The organism is Sphingobacterium multivorum, assembly GCF_039511225.1.
GTDB lineage: Bacteria > Bacteroidota > Bacteroidia > Sphingobacteriales > Sphingobacteriaceae > Sphingobacterium.
Genome location: NZ_CP154261.1, coordinates 2,641,637 through 2,665,974 on the forward strand (window position 1 = coordinate 2,641,637; position 24,338 = coordinate 2,665,974).

General features: G+C 42.5%; 21 protein-coding genes. 6 read left to right on the forward strand and 15 right to left on the reverse strand.

Annotated features, from left to right (window positions below; translation table 11 throughout):
- Positions 1-130 precede the first annotated feature (130 nt).
- Together AAH582_RS10745 and AAH582_RS10750 are read left to right on the forward strand one after the other, a co-directional pair.
- Positions 131-961 (forward strand): helix-turn-helix domain-containing protein, encoded by an 831-nt coding sequence (locus AAH582_RS10745; protein ID WP_046676063.1) that lies wholly within the window; start codon positions 131-133, stop codon positions 959-961.
- Positions 962-1,767: 806 nt separating this feature from the next.
- A complete protein-coding gene (locus AAH582_RS10750) occupies positions 1,768-2,361 on the forward strand; it encodes a TlpA family protein disulfide reductase (RefSeq protein ID WP_231585342.1) in 594 nt (197 codons plus the stop codon).
- A gap of 142 nt (positions 2,362-2,503) precedes the next feature.
- Here AAH582_RS10750 and AAH582_RS10755 read toward each other — a convergent pair whose 3' ends face one another.
- The 13 genes from AAH582_RS10755 to AAH582_RS10815 all read right to left on the reverse strand — a co-directional run bounded on the left by AAH582_RS10755 (position 2,504) and on the right by AAH582_RS10815 (position 17,109).
- Positions 2,504-2,695: a cold-shock protein gene (locus AAH582_RS10755; RefSeq protein ID WP_046676064.1), complete on the reverse strand. Its 192-nt coding sequence runs from the start codon at positions 2,693-2,695 to the stop codon at positions 2,504-2,506.
- Positions 2,696-3,052: 357 nt separating this feature from the next.
- A complete protein-coding gene (locus AAH582_RS10760; RefSeq protein ID WP_343322135.1) occupies positions 3,053-4,111 on the reverse strand; it encodes a 3-oxoacyl-ACP synthase III family protein in 1,059 nt (352 codons plus the stop codon).
- Between the two features lie 145 nt (positions 4,112-4,256).
- Complete coding sequence (locus AAH582_RS10765; RefSeq protein WP_046676065.1) at positions 4,257-5,399, reverse strand: DUF4932 domain-containing protein; 1,143 nt, start codon at positions 5,397-5,399, stop codon at positions 4,257-4,259.
- A 778-nt stretch (positions 5,400-6,177) separates the two neighbouring features.
- Positions 6,178-6,741: a biliverdin-producing heme oxygenase gene (locus AAH582_RS10770; protein WP_046676422.1), complete on the reverse strand. Its 564-nt coding sequence runs from the start codon at positions 6,739-6,741 to the stop codon at positions 6,178-6,180.
- Positions 6,742-6,882: 141 nt separating this feature from the next.
- Positions 6,883-8,130: a S41 family peptidase gene (locus tag AAH582_RS10775; RefSeq protein ID WP_156167750.1), complete on the reverse strand. Its 1,248-nt coding sequence runs from the start codon at positions 8,128-8,130 to the stop codon at positions 6,883-6,885.
- A 195-nt stretch (positions 8,131-8,325) separates the two neighbouring features.
- On the reverse strand, positions 8,326-9,414 hold the full coding sequence (locus tag AAH582_RS10780; RefSeq protein WP_343322136.1) for a cytochrome-c peroxidase: 1,089 nt from the start codon (positions 9,412-9,414) through the stop codon (positions 8,326-8,328).
- Between the two features lie 58 nt (positions 9,415-9,472).
- Positions 9,473-10,456, reverse strand: a complete 984-nt coding sequence (locus AAH582_RS10785) for a hypothetical protein (RefSeq protein WP_046676068.1) — start codon at positions 10,454-10,456, stop codon at positions 9,473-9,475.
- Between the two features lie 105 nt (positions 10,457-10,561).
- Positions 10,562-11,131, reverse strand: a complete 570-nt coding sequence (locus AAH582_RS10790) for a hypothetical protein (protein WP_046676069.1) — start codon at positions 11,129-11,131, stop codon at positions 10,562-10,564.
- Between the two features lie 67 nt (positions 11,132-11,198).
- Complete coding sequence (locus AAH582_RS10795; RefSeq protein WP_053003961.1) at positions 11,199-12,188, reverse strand: hypothetical protein; 990 nt, start codon at positions 12,186-12,188, stop codon at positions 11,199-11,201.
- 41 nt (positions 12,189-12,229) lie between these two features.
- Positions 12,230-12,970, reverse strand: coding sequence for an HmuY family protein (locus tag AAH582_RS10800; RefSeq protein ID WP_343322137.1), 741 nt, complete (start codon positions 12,968-12,970; stop codon positions 12,230-12,232).
- 221 nt (positions 12,971-13,191) lie between these two features.
- Positions 13,192-13,899 carry a hypothetical protein gene (locus AAH582_RS10805; protein ID WP_046676070.1) on the reverse strand — a complete coding sequence of 236 codons (708 nt, stop codon included), beginning with the start codon at positions 13,897-13,899 and terminating at the stop codon, positions 13,192-13,194.
- 28 nt (positions 13,900-13,927) lie between these two features.
- On the reverse strand, positions 13,928-14,683 hold the full coding sequence (locus tag AAH582_RS10810) for an HmuY family protein (protein ID WP_343322138.1): 756 nt from the start codon (positions 14,681-14,683) through the stop codon (positions 13,928-13,930).
- Between the two features lie 47 nt (positions 14,684-14,730).
- On the reverse strand, positions 14,731-17,109 hold the full coding sequence (locus AAH582_RS10815) for a TonB-dependent receptor (RefSeq protein WP_343322139.1): 2,379 nt from the start codon (positions 17,107-17,109) through the stop codon (positions 14,731-14,733).
- 311 nt (positions 17,110-17,420) lie between these two features.
- Between AAH582_RS10815 and AAH582_RS10820 the strand changes: the two genes are divergently transcribed.
- The 4 genes from AAH582_RS10820 (at position 17,421) to AAH582_RS10835 (ending at position 21,194) form a co-directional block, all read left to right on the forward strand.
- Positions 17,421-18,278: a heme/hemin ABC transporter substrate-binding protein gene (locus AAH582_RS10820; RefSeq protein WP_046676071.1), complete on the forward strand. Its 858-nt coding sequence runs from the start codon at positions 17,421-17,423 to the stop codon at positions 18,276-18,278.
- 5 nt (positions 18,279-18,283) lie between these two features.
- A complete protein-coding gene (locus AAH582_RS10825) occupies positions 18,284-19,315 on the forward strand; it encodes a FecCD family ABC transporter permease (RefSeq protein ID WP_343322140.1) in 1,032 nt (343 codons plus the stop codon).
- Between the two features lie 33 nt (positions 19,316-19,348).
- The gene (locus AAH582_RS10830; RefSeq protein WP_343322141.1) at positions 19,349-20,140 is read left to right on the forward strand and encodes a heme ABC transporter ATP-binding protein; all 792 of its coding nucleotides are present in this window, start codon (positions 19,349-19,351) and stop codon (positions 20,138-20,140) included.
- A gap of 91 nt (positions 20,141-20,231) precedes the next feature.
- Entirely contained in the window at positions 20,232-21,194 is a 963-nt protein-coding gene (locus AAH582_RS10835; RefSeq protein ID WP_343322142.1) for a helix-turn-helix transcriptional regulator, read from the forward strand.
- A gap of 18 nt (positions 21,195-21,212) precedes the next feature.
- Here the strand turns inward: AAH582_RS10835 and pdeM are convergent, their stop codons facing one another.
- Entirely contained in the window at positions 21,213-21,875 is a 663-nt protein-coding gene (gene pdeM / locus AAH582_RS10840) for a ligase-associated DNA damage response endonuclease PdeM (protein ID WP_343322143.1), read from the reverse strand.
- Complete coding sequence (locus AAH582_RS10845; protein WP_343322144.1) at positions 21,872-24,334, reverse strand: ligase-associated DNA damage response DEXH box helicase; 2,463 nt, start codon at positions 24,332-24,334, stop codon at positions 21,872-21,874. Before AAH582_RS10845 ends, pdeM begins: the two co-directional genes overlap by 4 nt.
- Positions 24,335-24,338 lie beyond the last annotated feature (4 nt).

Below are 24,338 nucleotides of genomic sequence, written 5' to 3' on the forward strand. Positions count from 1 at the left end.
AAATTATAATTGGTATTTAAATTGCGGAAGTAACCCTAGTGAGACTAGCTAATAGTCCTAGTAAGACTACATAAAATAGCGGTGTTTCAGCTGCTTGTAAACACGTAGACTTACTTTAATTTTACCTTTAATGAAAACAGAAAAACTGCCAATTACGCTCACGGAAGAGGGGGTATTTTACAAAGAAATAATCGGGACAGAGGATTATAATAAGACAACAAAATGTACTTATTTTTTGATGGTACTATTTTCTGAAGGAAGCGGCACGCATTTCATCGACGCAGCGGAATATCCGATCAAAGGAAACCAACTTCATTTCTTATTTCCAGGACAGCATCACCACTGGATTACCGGCGCGGAGACAAGGGCCCAGAAAATTGTAGTAGGAAAGAAAGTATTTGAAACTTTCTCCAGTCTTAGTGAGATTTATTTCATTCGTCATAATTTGCACCCCGTTTTTAAACTCAGTACATCTTTATTTGAGGTGATATTCAATGAAATGAAAAATATTCAACGCGATCTTTTGGCACAAGAATCGGATGGCCAGTGGAGCGAAATTGTCCGTTTGAGAATCGATATATTAGTGTCTTTGATAAAAAAGGAAGCTGGAGATTATTTAAAGGAAAATCTTCTGGGGAATTCAAATGTCATTATTGATTCCTTTTGGGATCTTGTCAATATAAATTTCGCAGCCCAAAAACACGTGAGTTGGTATGCGGAGAGATTACATGTGACGAGTAATTATCTGAATATCCTGTGCAGAAAACATCTCCATATTACTGCTTCTAGCGTAATTCAACAACGAACGATACAAGAGGCTAAGCAACTCTTAAAATTTTCAGATAAAAGTATAAAGGAGATTGCATTTTATCTAGGATTTGAATCGCTATCGGCATTTTCTACATTCTTTAAGAACATCAGTGGTTATTCGCCATCTGGTTATAAAGGACATTCATCTTAAAAGGTCAATAGTAGGATCTAAAATTCGGCTTACTGATGCAGACTTGACAACATGGTTTGCCGGGAGATCTTGTGTATGAAAAGGGCATCTTGATCCGGTATAAATTAAAGCCTGGAAGGAATAAAATCGAGGTGGGGATCGTCGACCGCCATACCCTTCCAGGCAAGAGTTTATCCTGCCATCGCATGACGAACTCCTGACGGATGATATCCGATGCGTAAAATGGATGTTTTATAAAGAGAATAGTGTGTGGTATTTGTTTATAGTACGTTTCTTAAATAGCTTATTTATACTATTTTATGATTAATAATTTTTGGCCTTACGCCAGTTTGTCAGTTGCCTGTTTAGTTGCTCAATAAGCTTTGCCGAGTGTCGTGATTCTAGAAAATGGAGTTTGGTATGCGGTCAACTTGTGCATGATCTTGACGAATAAGATAAAGAGGCAGGATCAATTCGTTGTTTTTATAGGGCGAGTGCCTTAATTTAGCTTTTGTTAGCTTGGATTAGGAAGGTGTTTTAAGCCGAAAATTTCGATGGCGCGCTATTATTTTATAGTGGTATCGGTAGCGTTTTAGTAGAAAAAATATGAGCCGTACAGCAAATTAATCATATTTTTTTCGGCTTATATAAATATGTTATCTGCTTATATGCAGTCTTTTGTAGTTTTTATATCGATTAAAAGTATAGCTGTTGTTTTGCTTAAGAAAAGCAGCAAAGGTCTCTTTGGAAAATTGCTGTGTGGGGTGAAGGGATCAAATGATTGTGGAAAAAAATCCATAAATTAGGGGAACTAAACAAGCTGTTTTATGAATGTAAAATTTATCCCAAAAGCTTTTTTACTATTTGCGCTTTGCATGATCCATATAATCGGTCACACGCAAGAAAGCAACAACAATAAGAAATTGTGGGCGAAATCAATTTTGAATCAACAGGCGCCAAAACTTGAGGTCGAGCAATGGCTGACTGATGTGCCGGATACAAAAGGTAAATTTATCCTCATTGATTTTTGGGCAACTTGGTGTGGGCCGTGTCGGAAAGTAATTCCTGAGCTCAATGAATGGCATAAGAAATACGGTGATAAGCTTGTGATCATTGGTCTTTCGGATGAAAAGGCAGAAGTCATTAAAAAGGCGAGAGAAATTAAAATAGACTATTTTTCGGCGATCGATACGAAAGCTAGATTGAAAAAACAGCTCGAAGTGCAGGGAATTCCCCATTGTATTTTGGTGGATCCCGACGGTATTGTACGTTGGGAGGGTTTTCCTACATTGGAGGGGCACGAGCTAACCGATGATGTTGTCTCGGGTATCATCAGGAAGTATTCTAGGAAGCGAGGAAAATTCAGAGATAGCAGTCCATATTTTCTGCGCCAGGAAGAAGTGATGTTGGCCGGATTGTAAAAATCTGGACGAGCGGCAGGGTGAAACTAAATTCTTCTCTTTGGGGCGCTGGCCCCGCATGGAAGGGGTATAAAAAAGTGTAACGGTTACCCGTTACACTTCGCAAGAAGATTCGTGACGATCTTCTTGTGTGTTTACTTAATTATGCGATACGTACGTTAACTGCGTTAACGCCTTTTTTGCCGTTTTCTACGTCAAATGTTACACTGTCATTTTCGCGTACTTCGTTGATTAAACCAGATACGTGTACGAAAATATCGTCTCCACCAGCAGCTGGTGTGATAAAACCAAATCCTTTTGTTTGGTTAAAGAATTTAATAGTTCCTTCTTGCATTGTTTTATATATTATATTAAAGTAATCTGTACTGCACTATTGTGATAAGTGAATATGAACAATAGTTAATCGATTTTTTGCAAGAAAAATAGGATTTGATTTTAATGATCTTGGATTAACTCAAGTCCAAAAAGGTCTTTACCTCCGTTTTGCTACAAAAAAAGCTTCTGAAAATGCGAAAACTGAGCGGAAAGTATAACTTGACGATTTCAGATAAGCAAAGGCGGAGCCGATTATAATCCAAATTTAAGTATAAATTATTGATATATACAGTGTTTTATTTTTTTTTATATAAAATAAATTCTTACCACGCTTAAAACTTGCGATATACGAGCAGGATATATCGCCCCGGCAAAGCTATACGCGATAGACAAAAGCATTGATGTTCATGCCGGCACCAACAGACGCAAATAGAATAATGTCGCCTTCCTGCAGGGATTGATTGTCTAACTGACCGTGCGAAATAAGATCATAGAGGGTAGGAATAGTGGCGACGCTACTATTTCCTAAGGTATGAATCGTCATTGGCATAATATCGGGTGGTGGTACAGTATTGTATAGTGCGTAGAATCTTGTGAGAATGGCTTCATCCATTTTCTCGTTGGCTTGGTGGATCAGTATTTTTTTGACTGCTGTGATATCGATCTGCGCTTTTTGGAGGCAAGCTTGCATGGCTAAGGGAACTTTGCTGAGGGCAAACTCATATATTTTGCGTCCTTTCATTTTGATATACCGGATATGAGGATCCTGCTCTTGTTGATACGAGCTTCCGAAGTTGAGATATTCAGCTTCCTCAAGCGCGTAAGTTGCGCTTTCAAACGATAGCAGACCTTGCCCGGTTGCAGTTGCTTCTACAATGACGGCTCCAGCACCATCCGCATAGATCATCGAATCTCTGTCAAAAGGATCTATAACGCGGGAAAGCGTCTCGGCGCCAATGACCATACAGCGCTTCGCCATACCTGATTTTATGAAAGCGTTGGCATGCAATATACCTTCGTTCCAACCGGGGCAACCAAAAAGCAGGTCATAAGCCACGCATTTTGGATTCCTGATCCCTAATTTTTTCTTTACCCGGCTTGCTAAGCTCGGTACGGTATCCGATTGGATTTTGCCCGATTGTACATCGCCATAATTATGTGCAACAATGATATAGTCCAATGTTTCGGCATCAATGCCTGCGTCTTTAATGGCAAGTTGACCAGCTAGGAAAGCAAGGTCTGAGGCCACTTGGTTCGGGTTGGCGTAGCGGCGTTCTTCAATGCCGGTGATTGCCTTAAATTTTTCGATCACAGAAGCGGGCTGTTTGAACGGTAGCCCATTTTCGTCCAAAAAAAGATGGTCGGCAAAGTCCGCATTGGTTATTTTGTGGGGTGGAATATAACTGCCAGAACCGATAATTCTAATATTCATCATTGTTTTCCCTTACGTATTGTGTTTAAATATATTTCGACGATCATCCCCTTATGCTATGCTAATTCCTCATGGTCGTATACATTCACATTTCTGGCGGCTTATTTCCTTTCTCAGCTTTAATTTACTAAATTTTATCGGGATAGCGTTAATTTTCTTTCGCGCACCAGTCTAATAGTGGCTTATATAAGCGCTGAATATCTTTGGGGTTATTGTCCTTATAAAGACGAAACAATTCGGCGTTAAATTCATCGGCTTTGGGAAATCCTTTTTTGTTGACCATCATGTCATTGACGTTTTCGACAATCTGCCCAAAAAGATCGTGATCTTCCCCAAACTTGTCGTAACAATATAAAATGAAAAGTCCCCATGTTAAATATTCGTCGAACACTTTTACCGGAGTTGGATAATGGACCGTACTTTTGTTCGTGGCATCTACCCATACTTCCCTGTTATTGAATATTGTATCAATCTGTTTTTTGTTTTTTTCGCTCAATGGGCCTACGTAGTTGTGGTCTATTTCTGTGAAAATGATGCGTGTATTGAATGCTTTTTTGAATTTGGGGCTCCAGGATTCATCTTCGCGGAGGGTTGGTAAAAAAAGCAGAATTTCTTTGAAACCTTTGTACTTGAAGGTGTGGGTCGCATTCATTCCTGCAATCAGTGGGGAGGTCAATACACGGTAGCTATTGATTGTATAATCGAATTTATGTTCTAACCATTCTTTCTGCTCGGCAATGGAAGCATACTCCTGATATGCTGTACGAAGGCTGTCGTAATAGGCTTGATGCGCTTTGTAGAATGCCCGGTATCCACTCTGTCTGGCAAATTCTTCCAGGTCGTTTTTGTAACCGGGGATGGGATTTGATTTGACCTGATAATTTCCAACTCCTCTTGCCGGAAAAATATAGATGTTGGTAGGGACTAATTGATCGTTTTTGAACTTAAAGCCATATACATTGGCCGCTAAGAGGAAATAGTTGGTTAGATTCTCTCGCAGCTGCTGATCAAATTTCTTTACGATAGGCAGATTGGAAAATGGAGTAAAATGCGCTTTGACCTCTTCAAAATAGGCTGTGTTCTGCTTGGTCATGTTTGGATTTTCTTTGCCAAAGTCAGTTATTGCAAAGATAATATAGATGAGTTCCTGTGCCTCATTGATTTCAACAGTTGTCTTGCCGTCGTTTTGGGCAATATAGGCTTTGCTAAAATCGACGTCTTTTTCTTGGCAGATCGCTAGGTTAGCCATTAATGCAAAGCCTATTAAAATAAAAAAGATATTCCTTTTCATGGTATCGTTATTTCATATAATTATTGATAGGACATGTTGGTGATAGCGTAACATTTTACAATTTATGGTCATGTCTGTTTAGGAATTTCACTATGAAATGAAATATTCCCGAATGCAATTATAGGGAGATTTCTGCTTGTTTTATAATAAAATTTGTACAATCAAAAATGAATTCTGCTAATGGAAGAGGTTATATATTATCAGTAGGGAAGAAATTGCTTGCCAGGTTATCAGCCATAAGGGTGTGGAACTGTATCGGGCAGTGATTACAAAAGTACAAGGTAAGAAGGGCGGCGGTATCGAGCAGGTTCGTACCTGCTTCGTACCTTATTCGGATGCGATACAGATATTGTACAGATGCTGACCTGATTCCGACCAGACCCTGTACAGGAATTATCTGGTCGGAATCAGGTCACGAATGGTCGCCAGATTGTCCATCTCCGAAGGTGGTTCGAACACAATACGAACACCACCCGAAGACCTGAGCGTTCGAGGTAATAAACACAGGCTAGCCTGCACTAAAAAAGAGGATTGGATTTGAAAAGGTCTAATTGAATAGAGGCATTCATCTGACGCTCAAAAAAGTACGTTAGATGAATGCTTCATACGTTGTGTTAAATAGATATGCTGCAGGACTTTGCCGCGAAAAAGAATACAGCGAGCCATACGAGTCCTTTGGCCAGAAAGAAGAGAAATGCTCCAATTCCGGCACGCTTAAGCCATTTTGATTTGTTGTCTTTTTGCTCCATTTAAGGAATTAAACACGATTGCTCTTGTTTTAGTTTGCGCTGGTAATAGGGGTGAATACTTCGCCAAAGTTATAAAAAGTTTGGTTTGCAATCTCTACTGCACGATCGTAAGTTGCCGGATCTTCTGAATACTTGTTCAATACCGCTGTAAAACCGGCCCACATGTCACGGCTATTTTCGCCATAACCTTCAAAAAAAGAAGTGCCGGTAGTAACACCATACTTATTGAGCATCTGTACGATATATGGGCCTCCCATGATGGATCCTTCTAGGACATACAATGATGCAAGTGCTTCCTGTACGTTGGCTACCGTTGGAGCCGTGGCTTCCGGAAGGTTATCTACTGTACCTCCCAAAGCTTCGATATCACTTTTGATGTAGGATGAGTTGCGGCGTTCAGCCAAATCAGGCAATACTTCGGCGGTTACGAAAGGAGCGATGCTGTCTTCCACAGCACGGAAATAAGCATAAAAACCTTTTAATACTTCTGCGTAATCTGCTTTAGAACGAATATTTTTCAATTGGCGCACGATCGTTCCTTCTACGTTTTGGTGAGCTGCGTGCGTTTGCTCTTTGATATGTTGACTTAACATGTTCTTGTTTTTATTTATAACGATTCTATACAAAGATTCGTATTTATTTCCACAAATGTATGCTGTTTTCTGCTTTATCATCTATGAAAAATGGTTTTAATTTACATAGGAGTATGACAGAATCCAGCTTCAATCAGTTTCTCACTTTAGCCTAAAATTTGTTTTCAGTAGCAAATTTTCGTCTGCTGGCGGTGGAAAATAAGATGCGGATGAAATTGCTTTGATCCGTAGGTCTCCTACAAGATCTTTTAATGCTGCTGCAAGCCAGGCTTCCTTGGGATCTCCGGGATGGCGGAAGGTTTCGACCGGAGCTAGGGCCAGGTCGACGGGTATGCCATCAAAATAATCAGACCAGCCATCAGCATTCCGAATGAGAAATGAGGCCAGATAAATATCGAAGGCCCCTATGCGTATGGAAAAGAAGCCTACGGGTTTGCCGAAAGTCTGCTGACCAATAAGGCGTATCGGAATATAAGGTTTGAAGCAGCTGATCAGTAATTCACTAGCCGAAGCCGTGCGTTCTGATACAATGCATGACAGCTGCTGCAAAGAATTAAAATTGCCCTTTTTGATAAAGTAATGCGTATTGGCCTTTTCACTATAGTCCACATCGGCAAGGGTGGCAGGGCGTCCTTTGTATTGGACCACTTTGCCATTTGCATCAAGATAGGGTTGGTTAAGGAGTAGTTTTGCTCTTCCTTGCTGTACATTCGGGTGAAATTGCTCGCTGAACATAACTTTTTTATCTAGTTTGGGTGGACTAATGAGGTTGGCCAAATATTCTGCGGTCTCCACATACCCGCCACCGTTATGTCGTAGATCGAGTATTAAATGAGTAACTTGCTGCTGTGCGAGTTCGACCGTAAGTTGATCGAGTTCGGCCTTCACTGTCTGGAGTTGGGGAAAAGAGGGGATATAAATATAAGCAATCCGTTTGTTTCCCACAGACCAGTAGGACAGATGAGTCGCATACCGATAGGGGGTGGTGGTACTTGCTAGGTGACCGCTACTCTTCTTTTCAGTCCGGCGACGCTCCAAATATGAATATTTGGGTTTATTGGGGATGGTCGACCACTCATAAGGCTTTTCCGTTATACGCAAGGCGTATTGGCTGAGGGCAAAAAGTTCACGCTCGTAGGCCGTTTGCTCGGGTTCTATTTGGGCATACTGTGCCCGCGGATCAAAACTGGTATACGAAGGGAGAGCTTCCTGCCAGCGGTAGAGCTGTTTGGCATACAGGTAGATTGAGTCGAGCGTCAATTCTTTTTTTGTTCCTGTTTTTGGACTAATGAGTTCATCAGGCAGCGTCGTTGCTCTATTGCCACGCTGGCAAGCGGTTATAGCAGTTATTGTAACAAATAGACCAACTATTTGGCGGATTCGACGCATTGTATGATGCGGATTTTGTTCCTTATGTGTAGTTGATTCGCTGCAAAATGGATAATTATCTGAAATTTAATACTTTTTTACTTTTTTATTTAATATAAAAGCCTAATTTTGTGCCAATTTATTTAATTTTTGATGCCTCCACTACTGTGGAGTACTCAAAATGTCCCAAAGGTATCCCCTTTGGGATTTTTTATTTTAGGGTAATACTGGCCGCTCGGTGTACTTCGGTTCGCTGGATAAGCTCCACAAAAAAGCAACTATATTTTCCTGCTCTTTGCTGCTCAATCGGACGTTTTGGATATGCGACGATAAGGTGCCGTTGATTTGTTGCCCCAGCTTTTGGGGCATGCCCTGACTCAGCAGGTTGATCAGTTCACTTAAGTTTGCAATACTACCATTGTGTAGGTAGGGGGCCGTATGGACCACATTGCGCAGACCCGGTGTGCGAAATTTACCTCTGTCTGTTTCCAGGCCTGTCGCTTCAAAGCGACCCTTATCCAAGGCACCTTTGCTAGTAACAGCATAACCCAGGTTATGAAAATCGAGATCGGTAAAGAATGCTCCATTATGGCAGTTGATACATTTTCCTTTGGTTCGAAACAGATGGAGGCCCTCAAGCTGTGCATCGCTTAATGCCGGGTAATCTCCTTTGATAAAACGGTCAAAGGCGGTTTCACCGCTACTGATCGACTTTGAATACGCTGCTATGGCATCCAGCAGTCCTTCGACACTCATCGTCTGGCTTGAGTAAGCCGCCTCATATAAACGAAGATAGCCTGGTATAACTTGCAGTTTAGCGGGTAAGGCAGTCGTATTGCCGCCCATTTCAATAGGGGAGTTGATGGCTTCGGCGATCTGCTCTCGATAGGTTTTTGCGCGGCCATCGTGAAAGAGCTTGCCTTCCAGGTACCAGACATTTTCTAGGGAAGGTGTATTGCGGTGATGCAGTGCGATACCATCTGCCGTTGTTTTTTGGTCGATCCAGTAGGTGTCCGGATGATGACATGAAGCGCAAGTCTTCATGCCATTACCGGTGCGGGGGTCGAAAAATAAGGCTTTGCCAAGTGCGATAAGCTCGGCCTTATCTTTCGATGGGTTTTCGGGTAAAGCGGCTAGTTCACGTACCTTGCTATTGTTGTACCAAGTGGCAGCTGGCCATTGCGTTACCGATTTACTATATTGTTGGCGTAAGGTTTCTTCAGGTTGAGGGACAATCGTCGGATCTTCTGGCGTAGCCTTATCTTTGCCGCAGCTGTATACAATGATAGCTGCTAATGCGATCATGATAAAATGCTTTGTTTGATTAGTGACAAACACGATTAAAACGAATTGATGAGGCGTATTAGTTTAAGGTGATATAATACGTATCCTCCAATAATACTTTTCCTGACTTGTCCACCATTTTTAGCTTGTTGATTCCACTACCCATTACATTTGAAGGTATAGGGATGGTAACTGTCATTGCGTTGACATCAAACATCACATTGTTTATACTATATTCTTTATTCAGGTTATCCACTGCGATGAAATGGTCAAAATCGGTTTTAAAATAACGCTCATAAAGGACTTTACTCTGCAAAGGAGCCACAAAGTTCTCTCCTTTTTTAACGCTATATAACAGATTGTTCTTTATTAATACATTGAGGACGCTAGGTAAGACAGCTTCAAATGAATCGCTTACAATGGAATAACGGCCTGAAACCAATTTGATCTTATAGCCAGTACCTGCTTTGAAGTCATCTGGAGCCGTAAAAGTAACAGCAAAATTAGTCGGTACTATATTTTTGCTAAACAAAAGTAATGTTTCTGTTCCGTCTTTATCTATTAAATAGCCTTTAGTTTGTGTCTCGCTAGGGATAATGTTTTCTCCGATAAAAGTAAACGTATTCGGATCAGTGATGTAGTATTGACCAGACGATAAACTATTGAATGTAGCTTGCACGATGGGCTGATTGTATTGGAAGGTCAATGTGTAATTTTTGCTGGATCCGTCCTGTGCGCGAACAGTATAGGTGATGGGTTTTTCGGATTGGAGTTTTATCGGTGTACCTGATGCCGGGGTAATAGTCGCTAATTCGGAAACTTTAATCGTAGGTGTAATGCTTTCGGGTTGCTCCACTAAGGGTGGCCAATATAAGATAATCCGGTCATCCACAATGCTGGCTGATAAGGTTTTACCATCAGCGTCCTGAATGTTAAAGGATTCGATGTCATTGAAGGGTAGGCTAGGATATTCGGTTTTACAGGACGAGCATGCTAGTGCTAGCACAAAAATAGCCAGGAATTGAAGGATATGTATTTGTTTTTTCAAAAATGAGTGTTGCATAATTTTTTTGGTTAAAAAAATCGTTATGCGGATGTTGATTAGGCTAAAAAGATCCGCAACCCATCCACCAGGTTGCGGAATCTTTCATTCATTAAATAGGAAAGACTATAATGCCTTAACTTCGATATTGGTATCTGCTTTTACTTGTAATTGACCTGCCACTACTTGTTGGCCAACATTTGTAAAGTTAATTAACTTAACCGCATATGAAGCTCCGGAAGAATTTCCGACCAATACGGTCAAAGGTTGGATTGCTTGGTTTGCATGGCTATCTAAATCATATTCATACCATTCGCCACTGCCCTGTGATGATACCGGAGTCGCTGTTGCCCAATCTGATGCTGTAACGGAAGCGATGTCTTTTGTTACCGTTCTGATCGAATAAGATCCATTAGCCTTGATAGAACCATTTACATGGCTAAAGAATGCAACTTGACCGGAGCTACTCAGGCTTTGTGCACCTGTAGCAAGGTCTACATATACCGCAGGCCAAGTTGCTGCAGCGGCTGGACTCCACCATTGACCTACAACAGTGTAGTTACTATTTGCTTTGGCCTGGTTTAAAGCCAAAGGAGCTGTTGCTGATCCTGCTGTTGGGGCTGCTGCCCATACTGCTGCCGATAGCACAGTCACGGCCATCGCTGATTTTAAGATAGTTTTGATGTTTGAGTTCATGTTGAGATCTCCTCTTGTTTTAATTTATTTAATTTTGATGCCACCATGGCATACTGTGGATGCTTGTTTAGGATTCCGTTATTGTACTTGGAGACAACTGTGTCTTTACAACATCGGCCCAGTCTTTAAATTGGAATTTGATCTGCAAATTATCAAAGGTTCCGATTGGCAGAGTCGCTGGTAATGAAACTGTTATTTCGGTACGGTTATTAGATTTAATAGTCAATGGATAATCTTTTCCATTGAGTGTCATGATAACGGCCGTAGGATCTAGAATAACCTTATCTAGGCCAGCTTTTATGGTCCAATCTTTATTTTTTGCGAGATTTAGACCCAATAAGCTAACAATTACGTCAGGTTGACGATATGTAATTTTGAGCGGATTGGCTAATGTAATTATATGGTTGATGTTGGTTACCTCTACATCATAGGTGCCTGCTTTAATATCGGACGGAATACGGTTTTCTCGTTCAGTTCCCGTATAACTTAATTGATAACCAACATTTCCTGATACTTTCAAGCTATTGGGCGTAGCCATCTTATAGCGTTCTTTGGTCTCTTGATTAATCAATGCGATACTGACCAATGCGGGATTGGTATGCATGAAAGTCCCATTTATCGCTGGAAATGCACCTCCAGGCCCTTTTGTAAGTGAAATGGAAGATGTCGATGCAAAAGTCGCTTCAAAAGATGGCGTACTTTGTAGCTCAATCTTTAAGCTATAGGTTCTTGTGGTACCTGTAGCGGACTTTACGGTATACGTCTGTCTTTTTTCATCTGTTTTAACGGGCAAAATTTCTTCTGTTAAACTGGCTCCGTTAGCAACTTTAATAGTCGGATCGATGACGAGCAAGCCATAATAATAAGGGAGATATACCGTAATTGTATTGGCCTCATTGTCAATGGCACCGTAAATGACATCATCATTGGGGAGGTTGGTGACCTTGTATTCGAGTACCTTATCTGCAGGAAGTAAGGCTAATTCTTCCGTTTTGGTGCAGCGGGTTAGCAGCAATCCTAAAAAAAGGAAGCTTAAAATGCTGTATATTCTTTTCATGTTAGTTTAGTGTCTAAATCAGAATGCGTAGCTTATCGTATTTAGTTAGCAATCACAAATTTGGTACTACCAGCTTTGGCAAGTACATATTGGAATGTAAAGAATGGTGTTGGTGAATCTTTAAACCAGTCTTTTGGATTCAAGAGGTCTTTGTAGATACTTTGTATCTTGATCTTGGCGTAGTTCCCCTGGGCTGTACGGACGATCAATGTATTGCTTTCGATGGGATAGCAAACGTGTTTTTTGTTTTCCGCTCCACCACCTTTGATTACGCCATCAAAATCATATAAATACCAACCTAGGCCTTCACCAAACGCTCCTGAGTCATCTGTGCCATAGGCTTTTTCACCTTTTCGGAATTCGACATCTGAGGGGATATCGATTACATCTTCAAATTTTTTCTTGACAATTAAGATACCACCTTTCCCTGGACCACCCTTACCAAATCCGTTTGCTGTGTTGTTGCAATTGATAAAACTGCGGTATATTTCTGAGCAAGAGATATCCCACCGTGCGGTTAGTTTATAATCCGGCGTCACAGCTTTGTTCTGTTCCAAACTATAATATATTGGTGATTGCGCTGTGGTTGGTGCACTACCCGCGGGTAAATCTTCGCCAAAATTCTTAACCGTAATCAAGCGATTGAACATAGCTTCTGGTGCAACTGGATCTGGTTCAGGCTCTACTGCTGTGGGCTCGCTTTTGCTGCAAGACCCCAACACAATTAAAAATGCCAATACCGGTATGAATTTTAATAGTTTACTGCGTTTCTTTATTGTCATTGTAACTTGTTTTTTTTGTTAGTTGATAACTTGTCCCTTTTCTATACATGCAGTAGGGATATTAGTATGTTATTTTTATTTAAATTTATTCTAAATAATAGTAAAGATAAAATCTTTTGCTGATAAAGTGTATATGAAAATTGGTATTTAATATATTTTTTTCGGTTTTTGATTTTTGGTTAACGAAGCAGCTGGATCTTAAACCAGCTGCTTTATTGATACTATTTAAATTCTTGGTAATCGATGGAGTAGAAAACCATATTGCTTGCTTTTTCACTTGCATTTGGTTTTCCATCTGAATAGATGCTGTTCATGCGTACTTTAAATAATGGTTTTTTATCTTTTGATATTACAAGTGTTCTATTTTCTACTACAGTTACTATATGATTGATCATACTATAATTGCACCAACCTGATTCAGTTCTAATCCTTTCCGTTGCAGGAGGGATAATCATTTTATAGATTTCACTGGCGTTATTCTCAATAGAGATTAATTGGTCGGAAGCTTGGACTTGATCAAAATTTTTATCAATATAGGATAATGTATAGCCCTTTTCGGCATTCGTTTTTAAAGTTACAGCTGCTGTCCCAGATAGACTTAACATTTTGTCAGCATCGCTGGTTGCATCATTCTCTTTGAAATCAAAATAATAATCTGCTGATGCAGTTGTTGTCGCTTTTCCATCTTCACCGATTGTAAATTGTTTGAAGTTACGAAGTGAATAGGTATTGCCTGTACGCTTGATTGTTCCTTGTGTATTGATGGTTTTGGAAACTTTTGTTAAATCAACAGTTTCACCGTCTTTGACCATAACCTTAGCTTGGTATTCTGGCTCGACTTGCTCCACCTTATCATCATCCTTGCTACAAGAAGTAAAACCTAAACTCAATGCACATAGTAGTGCTGCTGTTGTAAATAATCTATTCATCTTTAATTTAATTGTGTAATTTTCCTTATTATAATGTGTTTGTATTTAAATCTTTGCTGCCATCCTGCTGTACATAATATTTAAATGTATAATACGGGGCAGGCCAATTGAGGTTGGTTACCGCCGCTGGATTTCCCTTATAGGCATTGATCAGTTGCAACTTGGCATATTTGCCATCGGGTAAGCGAATCGCATAGGTACGATTGGGAAGCGCCTGCATAATATGGGTGCTTAAGCTATAGCGAAACCATCCATCAGAACCATCGGTTGCTGCCCAGCCAATTTTGTTTACTTCACTTTTATTAAACTCTTCATCCGAAGGGGCTACAGTGACACTCTGATAGGCTTGTCGCAGTAAAACCACAGCGGTATTATTTGCCTGGCCGCCATAACCCGGATTGTATTCATGCTGGGAATTGTTCACATAGATCTCCGAATTGTAAGGACCTGTAAAGGCAATATCCCAATCTTTTGTTTTAAGCCACTGCGCAGAATCGGCTTTGGTCTTAACCCAGATTTGCTTTTGGTCTTTAAAACGAAAAAGAAATATAAAAAATGGTCTTTGCTCTTTTCCTTCAGTACCTTCGCCCATGGCTGCATCGGTATCGCCAGCAAGATCTCTGATCAGAGTACTTTTGCCATCTTCCAATCCGATAGTATAATCTTTGTCTTTCCCGCAGGATACGACTGTCAATAGCAATAGTGCTGAAAAAATACAACGGCCAATCTTGTGAAAGGAAAGCCAGATGCTACATTCTCCTATAATCATGCGAATCGTTCTCATCTTTTATCTTGTACTTGGTGTGCTAAATTCTTGTTCATTAGTGCTTATTATTCTTTTATCCAACGGTAGCTGACACCACCCATAATAACCCGTCCAGGCTGCCCGAGTAGATAACGGCTGGTAAAATTGAATAAGTTGTCACCGATCAGGCGGAGGGTCAATCTCCTGTTCATCAGACTCTTTTCCACAGTCATATTCACCAGTGTGTGATAGGGGATAAAGATGTCGTATTTGTCGATAAACTGGTTGCCATTGTATTCCTGAAAAGGTGTGGCACTTCTGAAATTAACCCGCGCGTTTATGTTGACGCCCCAGGGTTTATACTCATATTGGGCTTTTGCATTGAACATGTGTCTCGAACGGTCCTCAATACCCCAATAATCCGATTTTTTACTCTGACGATATTCGCCTGTAGCGGGATCGTTGATTTGGTTATAGGGGTAACTTCCCTTGGCAATACTATCCAAAACACTCAGGTCTTTGGCAATGAGGTATTGATAGCCCATCGACAATTGCAGATCTTTGGTCGCCTGATAGGTCAATGAAACTTCAAACCCCTTATTCATCGCTTTGGGCAGGTTGCGGTAGCTATAGATCTGTGCGACTTTGGTACCGTTACCTACACTAACCGTGTTGATCTGATTGTTGATCCGATGGTAGAAGACCGAGAAATCGGCCTGAAATCTCTTGAACGGGTTCCAGGTCAATCCAATATTGTTTGAAATGCTGGTTTCGGCTTTGAGGTTGCCCGCCACCAAATTGAGCATATAGCTGTTTTTATAACTGAGTTCTCCGGCTTGATCCATGGCTGCAATCACATCGGCTACGCGCTCTGAACCGACGACAAGATAGTTGGCTGCTGGATTGAAGAAGACCTGATAGCGCATTTTATAGTCGGGGGCTTTGAATCCTGCACCAACACCACCTTTGATCAAAAGTGTAGGACTGAGATGATATTGCAGGCCTAAACTCGGGCTGAGATGACCATTGTAGACATTCGTCTGATCATAGCGTAAGCCCAGCGTCGTTAATAAACGGTCTACAGGTTTCCATTCGGTCTGCAAATAGGCGAATGCGCTGTTCAAAGAGCGTTTGGCATCCAGATCTTGGTTGTCCATCCGTTCAAGGCTACCGCCTATACCGCCGGTAAGTTTAACCTGTTGTGCAGGGCTATACGCAAATTGCTGTTCAATGCGGTGAACATTCTGACCAAACTGCTCGGCGCTTGCAACGATACCTTGCTGCAACCATTGCGCGGCTATCTGGGAGTGGAAACGCGAGAAATAGTAACGCGTCATACTACGCAATCCAGACGTAAAATTACGGTCGTAACTTGCCGAAAGATTGATGTCCTGATCTTTTTGTTTATCCTGTAGTGTAGCCGACTCAGACCAGGCATTGATCATTTCGGACTCTCGGGCTGCATAACGCCCTGTCACGCCCAAGGTGCCATTTTTGCTTGTACGATAACGTACTCGCCCCTGGAAACTATAGTTCGTATAGGGTGGGAAAGTGGTACTCTTGGAGTCCAGATACTGCTTGTCGGTATTAAAACCATCCGTGCGGTAGTAATTGCCCGAAAACACTGCGCTGCCACGCTGATTAGCAAAAGGTGTCTCAGCTTCCAAAGTGGCATCGACGGTATTGAGACTGCCGTAAAGAAACGATGCCTGCGCCTGTGGTGTGATAGCACCATGGCGTGTAATGATATTGATCGCACCACCTAATGCGTCACTGCCGTATAAGCAGGAGGAAGCTCCCTTGATGATCTCGATACGCTCAATATTGGTCACCGAAATACGGGACAGGTCAAAGTTGCCACTGTTGCGCCCCAGAATAGGCTGCCCGTCTACCAGGACCATCACGTAGTTGCTGCTGAATCCCTGGATCTGCACACCGACAGCTCTGGATCCACCGGCAATATCGTTCACAATGGCGATACCTGTCTGTTCCTTGAGTACCTCATCTAGCCGACGGCTGCCCATAAGTTCAATCTCACGCTTGGTAATAACTTTAACGGGCATCGCTGCATTTTCGGCCTTGACGAGATTGTCTACAGCCTGCACTTTACCCTGCACATCAACTACATCCATCTGCCGTTCTTCAGCTTTTAAAACAATGTTCAGCTGCTGATTTTTGTCTTCCAAATCGATAACTTGACGGTACTGTTGATAACCCATGGCCTGTACCTGTAATTCGTAGCGCCCCGCATAGAGCTGGGTGAATTGAAATCTCCCTGCAGTATCTGTTTTAAAAGCATATTTATCTGGATAAAGATAGACGGTCGCATTGGCGACGCCTTTATTGGATTCGTTTTTCAATACACCGGAGATTTTCCATTTTTCCTGTGCTTGCACAGTGTAGATCTGGCAGGCGCAAAGGGCGATCAGGGTGCTTGTTCGAATAGGTGAACTGCTTTTAAACACTATTTTTATTTTTAATAATTCTAAATAATGTTACAAAAAAAGGTAATCCTATTGGATTTTTCTCTATGCAAAACGTCATAAATTCTATTTAATTCGTTTTTTATGGACTGAAAAGCAGTTTATATTTAGGTGTAAATCGTTGTTTATAAGTGTTTTATTCTCTTTTTTATGTTATGATGTACTAGTTTAAAAGAAATGATATAATTTGTATTTAGACTGATTATTGATTTGTTTTGTACTCAAGTTTTACGGCGAGAGGTAAAACCATTCCTGGAAATCCGCTATCGCCATACTGGAGATAAAGAATTACAATGAGTAGATTTTATGTTATTATACTGTGTTTTTTGATGCAAATCGGTGGATGGGCGAGGGCACAGCAGAGAATCATTACGTTAAACAGTTCGTTGACCGAAACGATCTACGGACTGGGAATAGGTGAGCGCATGGTCGCTACCGATGTGACAAGTATATCGCCCAAAGCAGCGGCGGCCTTGCCGAGGGTAAGCAAGAACCGTTCGATATCGGCCGAAGGTTTATTATCTTTTAAGCCAAGCATCGTCATTGCAAATGAAGGTGATGTATCCAAAGCAGTCATTCATCAGATTCGCGCGGCTGGCGTGAAGTTTGTCTCCATTAAGCCCAGCTATTCTGTTTCGGGTGCGCTTCGTTACATCCAGGAGGTGGCAGATGCCGTCGGTGAATCTGCTGCCGGTAAAAGTCTGGTTTCACGAACAAAATTGAGCCTGGATCATACCATAGAATTGGTGAAAAAGGAAAACCAAGGTAAAGCAGCACCCAAAGTATTGTTTTTATATGCCCGTGGTACGGGTACCATGAGCGTGGCGGGTAAAGGCAGTAGTCTAGATGCGATGATTAATCTGGCTGGTGGTAAAAACGCCGTTCAGGAATTTTCGGATTTCAAACCCTATACAACGGAAGCGCTGGTGCAGGCCAATCCAGATATTGTGTTGCTATTTGATTTTGGCGCAAGTAGTCTTGGGGGGCAGGATGCTATCCTTAAATTGCCGGGTATGCGTATCACGAATGCGGGTAAAAACGAACGTATCTTGGTGATGAATGCCTCGCTGCTGGTCAATTTCAGTAATCGGCTGCCAGATGCGATCTTAGCATTGCACCGTGGATTTGGAAAAGTGATGGATTCAAAATAAAGCCGGTGCAAAAGAAACAGAAATTTATTCTAGTGGCTTTGGGCCTGGTATTGGGTGTCGTCAGTATTGTTGCCTTGGGGTTGGGGGCTTACCCTATTTCGCCCGCGGATATCTTAACGATGTTGATGCAAAAATTGCACTTGGGGAGTGCCGGAGTTGTGCATAATATGCAAGCAGATGTTCTTTTCGAGATTCGTATGCCGCGTCTTTTGCTTGGACTTTTGGTGGGGGCAGCATTGGGTATATCCGGTGCTGCGATCCAGGGTATATTCCGCAACCCCTTAGCGGAGCCCGGATTGATCGGGATTTCATCTGGAGCTTCCCTTTTTGCGGTACTGATCATTGCCTTTGAGACTTTTCTATTCACCTCTTTGGCTGCTTGGATTGGCTATTATATATTGGCTTTTGGCGCTTTTGTGGGCGCTGGTTTAACCGCTTTTTTGGTTTACCGTATTGCCAGTAAAAATGGCCGCCCCAATGTGACGACGATGCTGTTGGCGGGTATTGCCATCAATGCCTTTGCGGGTGCGCTGACAGGTTTGATGACCTATATGTCTACAGAGCAACAGTTACGTACCATCACTTTTTGGATGCTGGGCAGTCTTGGTGGGGCTACTTGGGATAACTTAAGAGCTTTGGCGCCATTTATTTTGATCCCGCTGCTGATCTTGCCCTTATTTGGAAAGTCGCTGAATGCCTTTTCCCTTGGGGAGTTGCAGGCAGATCTTTTGGGTATGCGTACCGATCGCGTCAAACGCTGGGTGGTTGTTTTATCCACACTTGCTGTGGGAGCATCAGTTGCGGTATCGGGTATTATTGGTTTTGTCGGACTGATTGTTCCGCATACCGTTCGCTTGATGGGTGGAGCGGATCACCGATTTGTGCTTCCGGGTTCATTATTATTGGGGGCGCTGGTGCTGACGTTGGCAGACGTGATTGCACGGGTCGCTGTGGCACCCATCGAATTGCCCATCGGCGTGATTACAGCTTTACTGGGCACACCGGTATTCTTGTATATTTTAATCAAAGATAAATAGTCTTTTGACAAAGGCTTTAAAAATAATTGCATTATGCTACGTGTAGAGAAGATCAACTACGAAGTGAACGGACGAAAGCTTCTGAAGGATATTACCTTTCAGGTACGTAAAGGTGAAATTCTGGCAATCCTCGGAGCTAATGGCGCTGGTAAGTCGACGCTGATGGGGGTGCTTTGTGGTGAAAAGAAACCGGATTCGGGAGCTGTTCATCTCAATGGCAAGGCGCTGTCTGCATACGAACCTGCGGCTTTGGCCAAATGTAGGGCTTTGCTGAGCCAACAACAGCAGATGACATTGAGCTTTAACGTAGAAGAGATTGTGCTAATGGGTCGGTATCCGCATTATAAGAATACACCCAAACAAGAGGACTATAAGATCGTGGCCGAAACTATGGAACTTTGCGGGGTATCTGCTTTTGCTGAACGGGATTTTTTGAGCCTTTCCGGCGGTGAACAACAGCGTGTTCATCTTGCACGTATCCTAGCACAGATATGGGATAATCCAGATGCACTGTTGTTATTGGACGAACCTATTTCTGCATTGGATCTGCATTATCAGCAGAAAGTATTGGCCATTGCACGTGCACTTGCCCGAAAAGGATTTATGGTGGTGCTGATCGTGCACGACGTTAATTTTGCTGCCATGTATGCCGATCGTATTCTGATGCTCAAAAATGGTCGCAAGCTTTTTCATGGTACACCGGTGGAAGTATTGGCCCAAAAAGAGATCTATACCATCTTTTCGGTCGAGTCAAATGTCATTATGAACCCAAGAACATTGAAACCTTATGTTCAGTTGGAGGAAATGGATATTGACTTGGATTAACTATGTTATTTAGAAAGATTATAAATAATTTTAGAATACCATCTTATTTCGTTAATTTTAACTGCTTCAGGCTTATTTAGGATTTGTAATCATGTTGGTGAAAAGTAAAATAGTAGAGTTGGCAGATTGGCTTTTTGAAGAAGAAATTCCGGATAGCTATGTTCCCGACAAACCGTTGGTCGAAAATAGAATCTCGATTTCCAAGGACCCAGTCCATATGGAGAATTTTCAACTTTCGACATCGGGGTTGTTTATCCTGCATGCTAAGATGCAGTTTGACCGGCCGGTGCAGGTTCTTACTGAAATTGAGGGTGAGACGATAACAAGTCAGTTTATTTTCTTCAAGCCGACAGATAGCAAATTGCCTTATGGCATGAGCCGGCATAACATACGTTATATTCCTTCGGTCAACTCCATCCATGAAGTGGAACCCGGTATTGAATATACTTATTTTATAGCCGTTATTTCCAAGGAGTACTACCTCAATCTGATCAAACGCGATTCGTTATTGCATCAGCAATTTGTACACGAGATCGAAAAAGGCGAATACGTTTCCTTCTCCGAAGAAGATCTGATGGCGACCTATGAGATGCAGCATACCATAAGCGAGCTGATTGAATCCAAAAAAAAGGGCGAAATCCGCAGGCTTCATACCGAGTCGCGTATTGTTGAGCTGCTAATGTATCAATTTGAGCAATACAATGAGAAAACTGAAAGCAGTGATGTGCTCTTTCATGAGGAGGATGTGCAGCGACTGGAGATGGCAAGACAGATTCTTGAACAGCGTATTGCCAATCCACCGACGCAAAAAGAACTGGCCGCGGAGGTGCTAACCAGTGAAAGTAAATTGCGTAAGGACTTTAAGGAATATTTTTCAGTGACCATTCACGACTACCTTACACGGGTGCGGATGGAAAAAGCCAAAAGTTATCTGCTCGAAGATAAAATGACCGTCTATGAAGTGGCCTTGTTGACGGGCTATGGTCACCAGAATAATTTTAGCAGTGCGTTTAAAAAATATTACGGAATCTCTCCCGGGGAGCTCAAGATGTAATATAAACTGCTGCTTGGATTAGTTTCTTCTGATCGGGAAGATATGATCGTCCGAAATAGCATAACTTTGATATAGGGAAGACAGGTCTTTGCTGTCCAATCCCGTAAAAGTACTAAAAGCGGGAAGGATAATCTGATGAGTACATACCAGAAAACAGGGTAGGCGAACCTTCCGTTTCGGTGGAATAACCAGGCTGATACCCGGATGGATATGGCCACTAATCCGAAATGAAGAGGAATCTGCTGCATCAGCGGGGTGGTGTTTAAATTGGATCTGTTGCATTTCGAAAACTTCTTTATGATGCTCTATACCGAAGCGAATGCCCATTTGTTGCGATAGGCGGTCGTGATTGCCTTTGACAAGATGAAGGTGGAGCTCAGGGTGGCGTTGTCTGAATGATTCCAGTAAAAGTACTTCCTGATTGATGCCGGCATGAATGAGATCGCCGACAACGATGACTTGCTTAGCTTGATAGTACGCTATTAGGGATTCTAATCGAGTAAGGTCCGTTATGGCAGTATCCGTCGGGATAGCAATGCCATGCTTCCTGAAATGTGCCGCTTTGCCCAGATGCAGGTCAGATAAGATTAACGTTTTTTGGTCTTTCCAGTATATAGAGCGTTGTGTGTTAAGGGTTAATTCCTGTTTATTGAATGTAATTGTTTGTTCTCCGATTTTCATTTTCTGCGCTTCTTTTTTTGAGCATTGGTCTTTTCCATGCGTTGAATCCGTTCAATCAAGGCTTCGCTCGACAGGGATTGCCGGAGGCTATCCACTTTTATCGGAAAGCTCAATGGCGTATACTCTTCGACAAAGGTATAACGTATTTTGCTCTGATTGATCCTTTCGAATGCATTTATTAACCGATGTTCTTCCAGTTGCTGGTTGAATACTTCGGTAAAAGCCTGTTTGAGCAAAAGATTAGTGGGATCGTGTTCCATTAATACACGAAAAATAATCCCTGATGAGGCCTGCAACGATTTGTTGTTTTGCTGGGTGCCGGGATAGTTTTGGACAACCAGCCCGGAAATGACGGCGATATCCCTAAATTTGCGGCTGGCCATTTCTGCAGAGTTAATACTACTGATCACATCTTCCATCAAATTGCTGCGGCTCAATACCTGTTCGAGCTGCATTTGACTGAGCTGAATTTCCTTATCGGAATAGAGTTCGAAGCCATAGTCGTTCATGGCCATGGAAAAGCTGATCGGGTACAACTTGCTGATGCGGTAGGCGACAAGCGCTGCCATGACTTCATGGATCAATCGGCCTTCCAAGGGGTAGAAAAATAGATGATGACCTTCTCTGGTTTTGATATGTTCGACGAGGAATTCCGCTTCACTTGGCACGGCTGAAAGTTCAGCCTGTTTTTCGATCAGTGGCGCCAGGAAATGAAGCTCTTTTTCACTGGAGGGAGCGCTGGCTGCTGCAGCCAATTTTTTTCTCAGGAAATGGCTCAAATTGGATGATAAGGGAAGTCTTCCACCGAGCCAGCTCGGAGTAATGGCTTTACCCGACGAATTTCTTACGAATACGGTCATTTCCTTCACCATCACAAGTTCGAGTATCCGCCCCGCAAGGATAAAGCGTTCACCTTTTTTAAGTTTGCTAATAAAATATTCTTCGATCATGCCGATGTAGCCACCGGAGAGAAACTTAACACGCATCATGGCATCACCGACAATGGCACCGATATTGAGTCTGTGAAGCAGTGCAAGACGGCGGTTTTTAATGATCCATTTGCCTTCTTCATCCTGGATAACCTTGTGAAATTCTTCGTAGCGTTTTCCAATTTTTCCACCCGCGGTAATAAAATACATACACCATTGCCATTCTTCCGTTTCCATGTAGTGAAAGGCATGGGTACTGGCGACGATGGCATGCAATTCTTCCGAACGAAATCCACCGCCCAAGGCGATGGTTACCATGAATTGAACAAGCACATCGAAGGTCTGAACCATGGGATCCCGGTTTTCAATCGTCTGCGTTTTTACGGCCTCCTTCAGGGCGGCGACTTCGATGAGCTCCAGGGAGTGTGTGGGAACGAAATAGATCGTGGAGGTTTCGAAAGGGCTATGTCCGCTTCTTCCAGCACGTTGCATAAATCGAGCTACACCTTTACTTGATCCAACCTGTACCACTGTATCCACGGGTTTGAAATCTACCCCTAAGTCCAAGGAAGAGGTCGATACGACTGCTTTAAGTTTGCCGCTGCTGAGATTGTCCTCGATCCATTCGCGGATATGCGCGTCAATGGAGCTGTGGTGCAAGGCGATTTGTCCGGCAAAATCGGGGTGAGCCTGCAACAGCAATTGGTACCACATCTCACTTTGGCTCCGTGTGTTGGTAAAGATAATGGTGCTTTTGCTGGCAAGTATAATCGGGACGACCTGATCTACGAGGTTGCCGCCGAGGTGCCCTGCCCAGGGAAGCAGTTCCACTGTGCTGGGGAATATCGGTTTGATGGCAATTTTCTTTTTCTCTTTGGCAATAATCTGGATACGTTTTATGGCTGTGGGGAGCAAAACATCCATTGCTTCATTGAGATTGCCGATGGTGGCTGTGATACCCCAGACGCGTAGGTTTTTTGTATATGCTTCCAAAAAGGAAAGTGCCAGTTCGACCATTACGCCCCTTTTGTTGCCCATGAGCTCGTGCCACTCGTCTACCGTCACACATCGGAGATTTTTAAAATATTTATCGCGTTGTTTTTGAGCAAGCAATAAGTGCAGGCTTTCTGGAGTAACAAGCAAAACGTCAGGCATGGAGCGGGTTTGCTGCGCTTTGATCTTGGGATCGGTGTCACCATTACGCACCTGTACGATCCAGTCGAGTCCAATTTCGTCTATTGCTGTTTGCATGGCCCGCGCAAGATCTTTGGCCAAGGAGCGTAGAGGTGTAATCCAGAGGAGCTTTAGGCCCTTTTGGTAATGTTCCGGATGATTGAGGAAGTCCATCAATACCGCCATAAATAGGGAGAAGGTCTTTCCAAACCCTGTGGGCGCGATAACCAGCCCGCTGTATCCTTGCGCATATTTTTCCCAGGCCCTGGTCTGGAAGCTAAAAGGGGTATTTCCCTGCGATTTGAAATAATCACTGATTATTCGAAAACCTTCACTATGTGCTATCTTTGCGTTCAATGTG

Bases quoted from the DNA above. Each gene is read 5' to 3' on its own strand.
- AAH582_RS10745 (WP_046676063.1), top strand. From the start codon at position 131: ATGAAAACAGAAAAACTGCCAATTACGCTCACGGAAGAGGGGGTATTT.
- AAH582_RS10750 (WP_231585342.1), top strand. From the start codon at position 1,768: ATGAATGTAAAATTTATCCCAAAAGCTTTTTTACTATTTGCGCTTTGC.
- AAH582_RS10755 (WP_046676064.1), bottom strand. From the start codon at position 2,695: ATGCAAGAAGGAACTATTAAATTCTTTAACCAAACAAAAGGATTTGGT.
- AAH582_RS10760 (WP_343322135.1), bottom strand. From the start codon at position 4,111: ATGATGAATATTAGAATTATCGGTTCTGGCAGTTATATTCCACCCCAC.
- AAH582_RS10765 (WP_046676065.1), bottom strand. From the start codon at position 5,399: ATGAAAAGGAATATCTTTTTTATTTTAATAGGCTTTGCATTAATGGCT.
- AAH582_RS10770 (WP_046676422.1), bottom strand. From the start codon at position 6,741: ATGTTAAGTCAACATATCAAAGAGCAAACGCACGCAGCTCACCAAAAC.
- AAH582_RS10775 (WP_156167750.1), bottom strand. From the start codon at position 8,130: ATGCGTCGAATCCGCCAAATAGTTGGTCTATTTGTTACAATAACTGCT.
- AAH582_RS10780 (WP_343322136.1), bottom strand. From the start codon at position 9,414: ATGATCGCATTAGCAGCTATCATTGTATACAGCTGCGGCAAAGATAAG.
- AAH582_RS10785 (WP_046676068.1), bottom strand. From the start codon at position 10,456: ATGCAACACTCATTTTTGAAAAAACAAATACATATCCTTCAATTCCTG.
- AAH582_RS10790 (WP_046676069.1), bottom strand. From the start codon at position 11,131: ATGAACTCAAACATCAAAACTATCTTAAAATCAGCGATGGCCGTGACT.
- AAH582_RS10795 (WP_053003961.1), bottom strand. From the start codon at position 12,188: ATGAAAAGAATATACAGCATTTTAAGCTTCCTTTTTTTAGGATTGCTG.
- AAH582_RS10800 (WP_343322137.1), bottom strand. From the start codon at position 12,970: ATGACAATAAAGAAACGCAGTAAACTATTAAAATTCATACCGGTATTG.
- AAH582_RS10805 (WP_046676070.1), bottom strand. From the start codon at position 13,899: ATGAATAGATTATTTACAACAGCAGCACTACTATGTGCATTGAGTTTA.
- AAH582_RS10810 (WP_343322138.1), bottom strand. From the start codon at position 14,683: ATGAGAACGATTCGCATGATTATAGGAGAATGTAGCATCTGGCTTTCC.
- AAH582_RS10820 (WP_046676071.1), top strand. From the start codon at position 17,421: ATGAGTAGATTTTATGTTATTATACTGTGTTTTTTGATGCAAATCGGT.
- AAH582_RS10830 (WP_343322141.1), top strand. From the start codon at position 19,349: ATGCTACGTGTAGAGAAGATCAACTACGAAGTGAACGGACGAAAGCTT.
- AAH582_RS10835 (WP_343322142.1), top strand. From the start codon at position 20,232: ATGTTGGTGAAAAGTAAAATAGTAGAGTTGGCAGATTGGCTTTTTGAA.
- pdeM (WP_343322143.1), bottom strand. From the start codon at position 21,875: ATGAAAATCGGAGAACAAACAATTACATTCAATAAACAGGAATTAACC.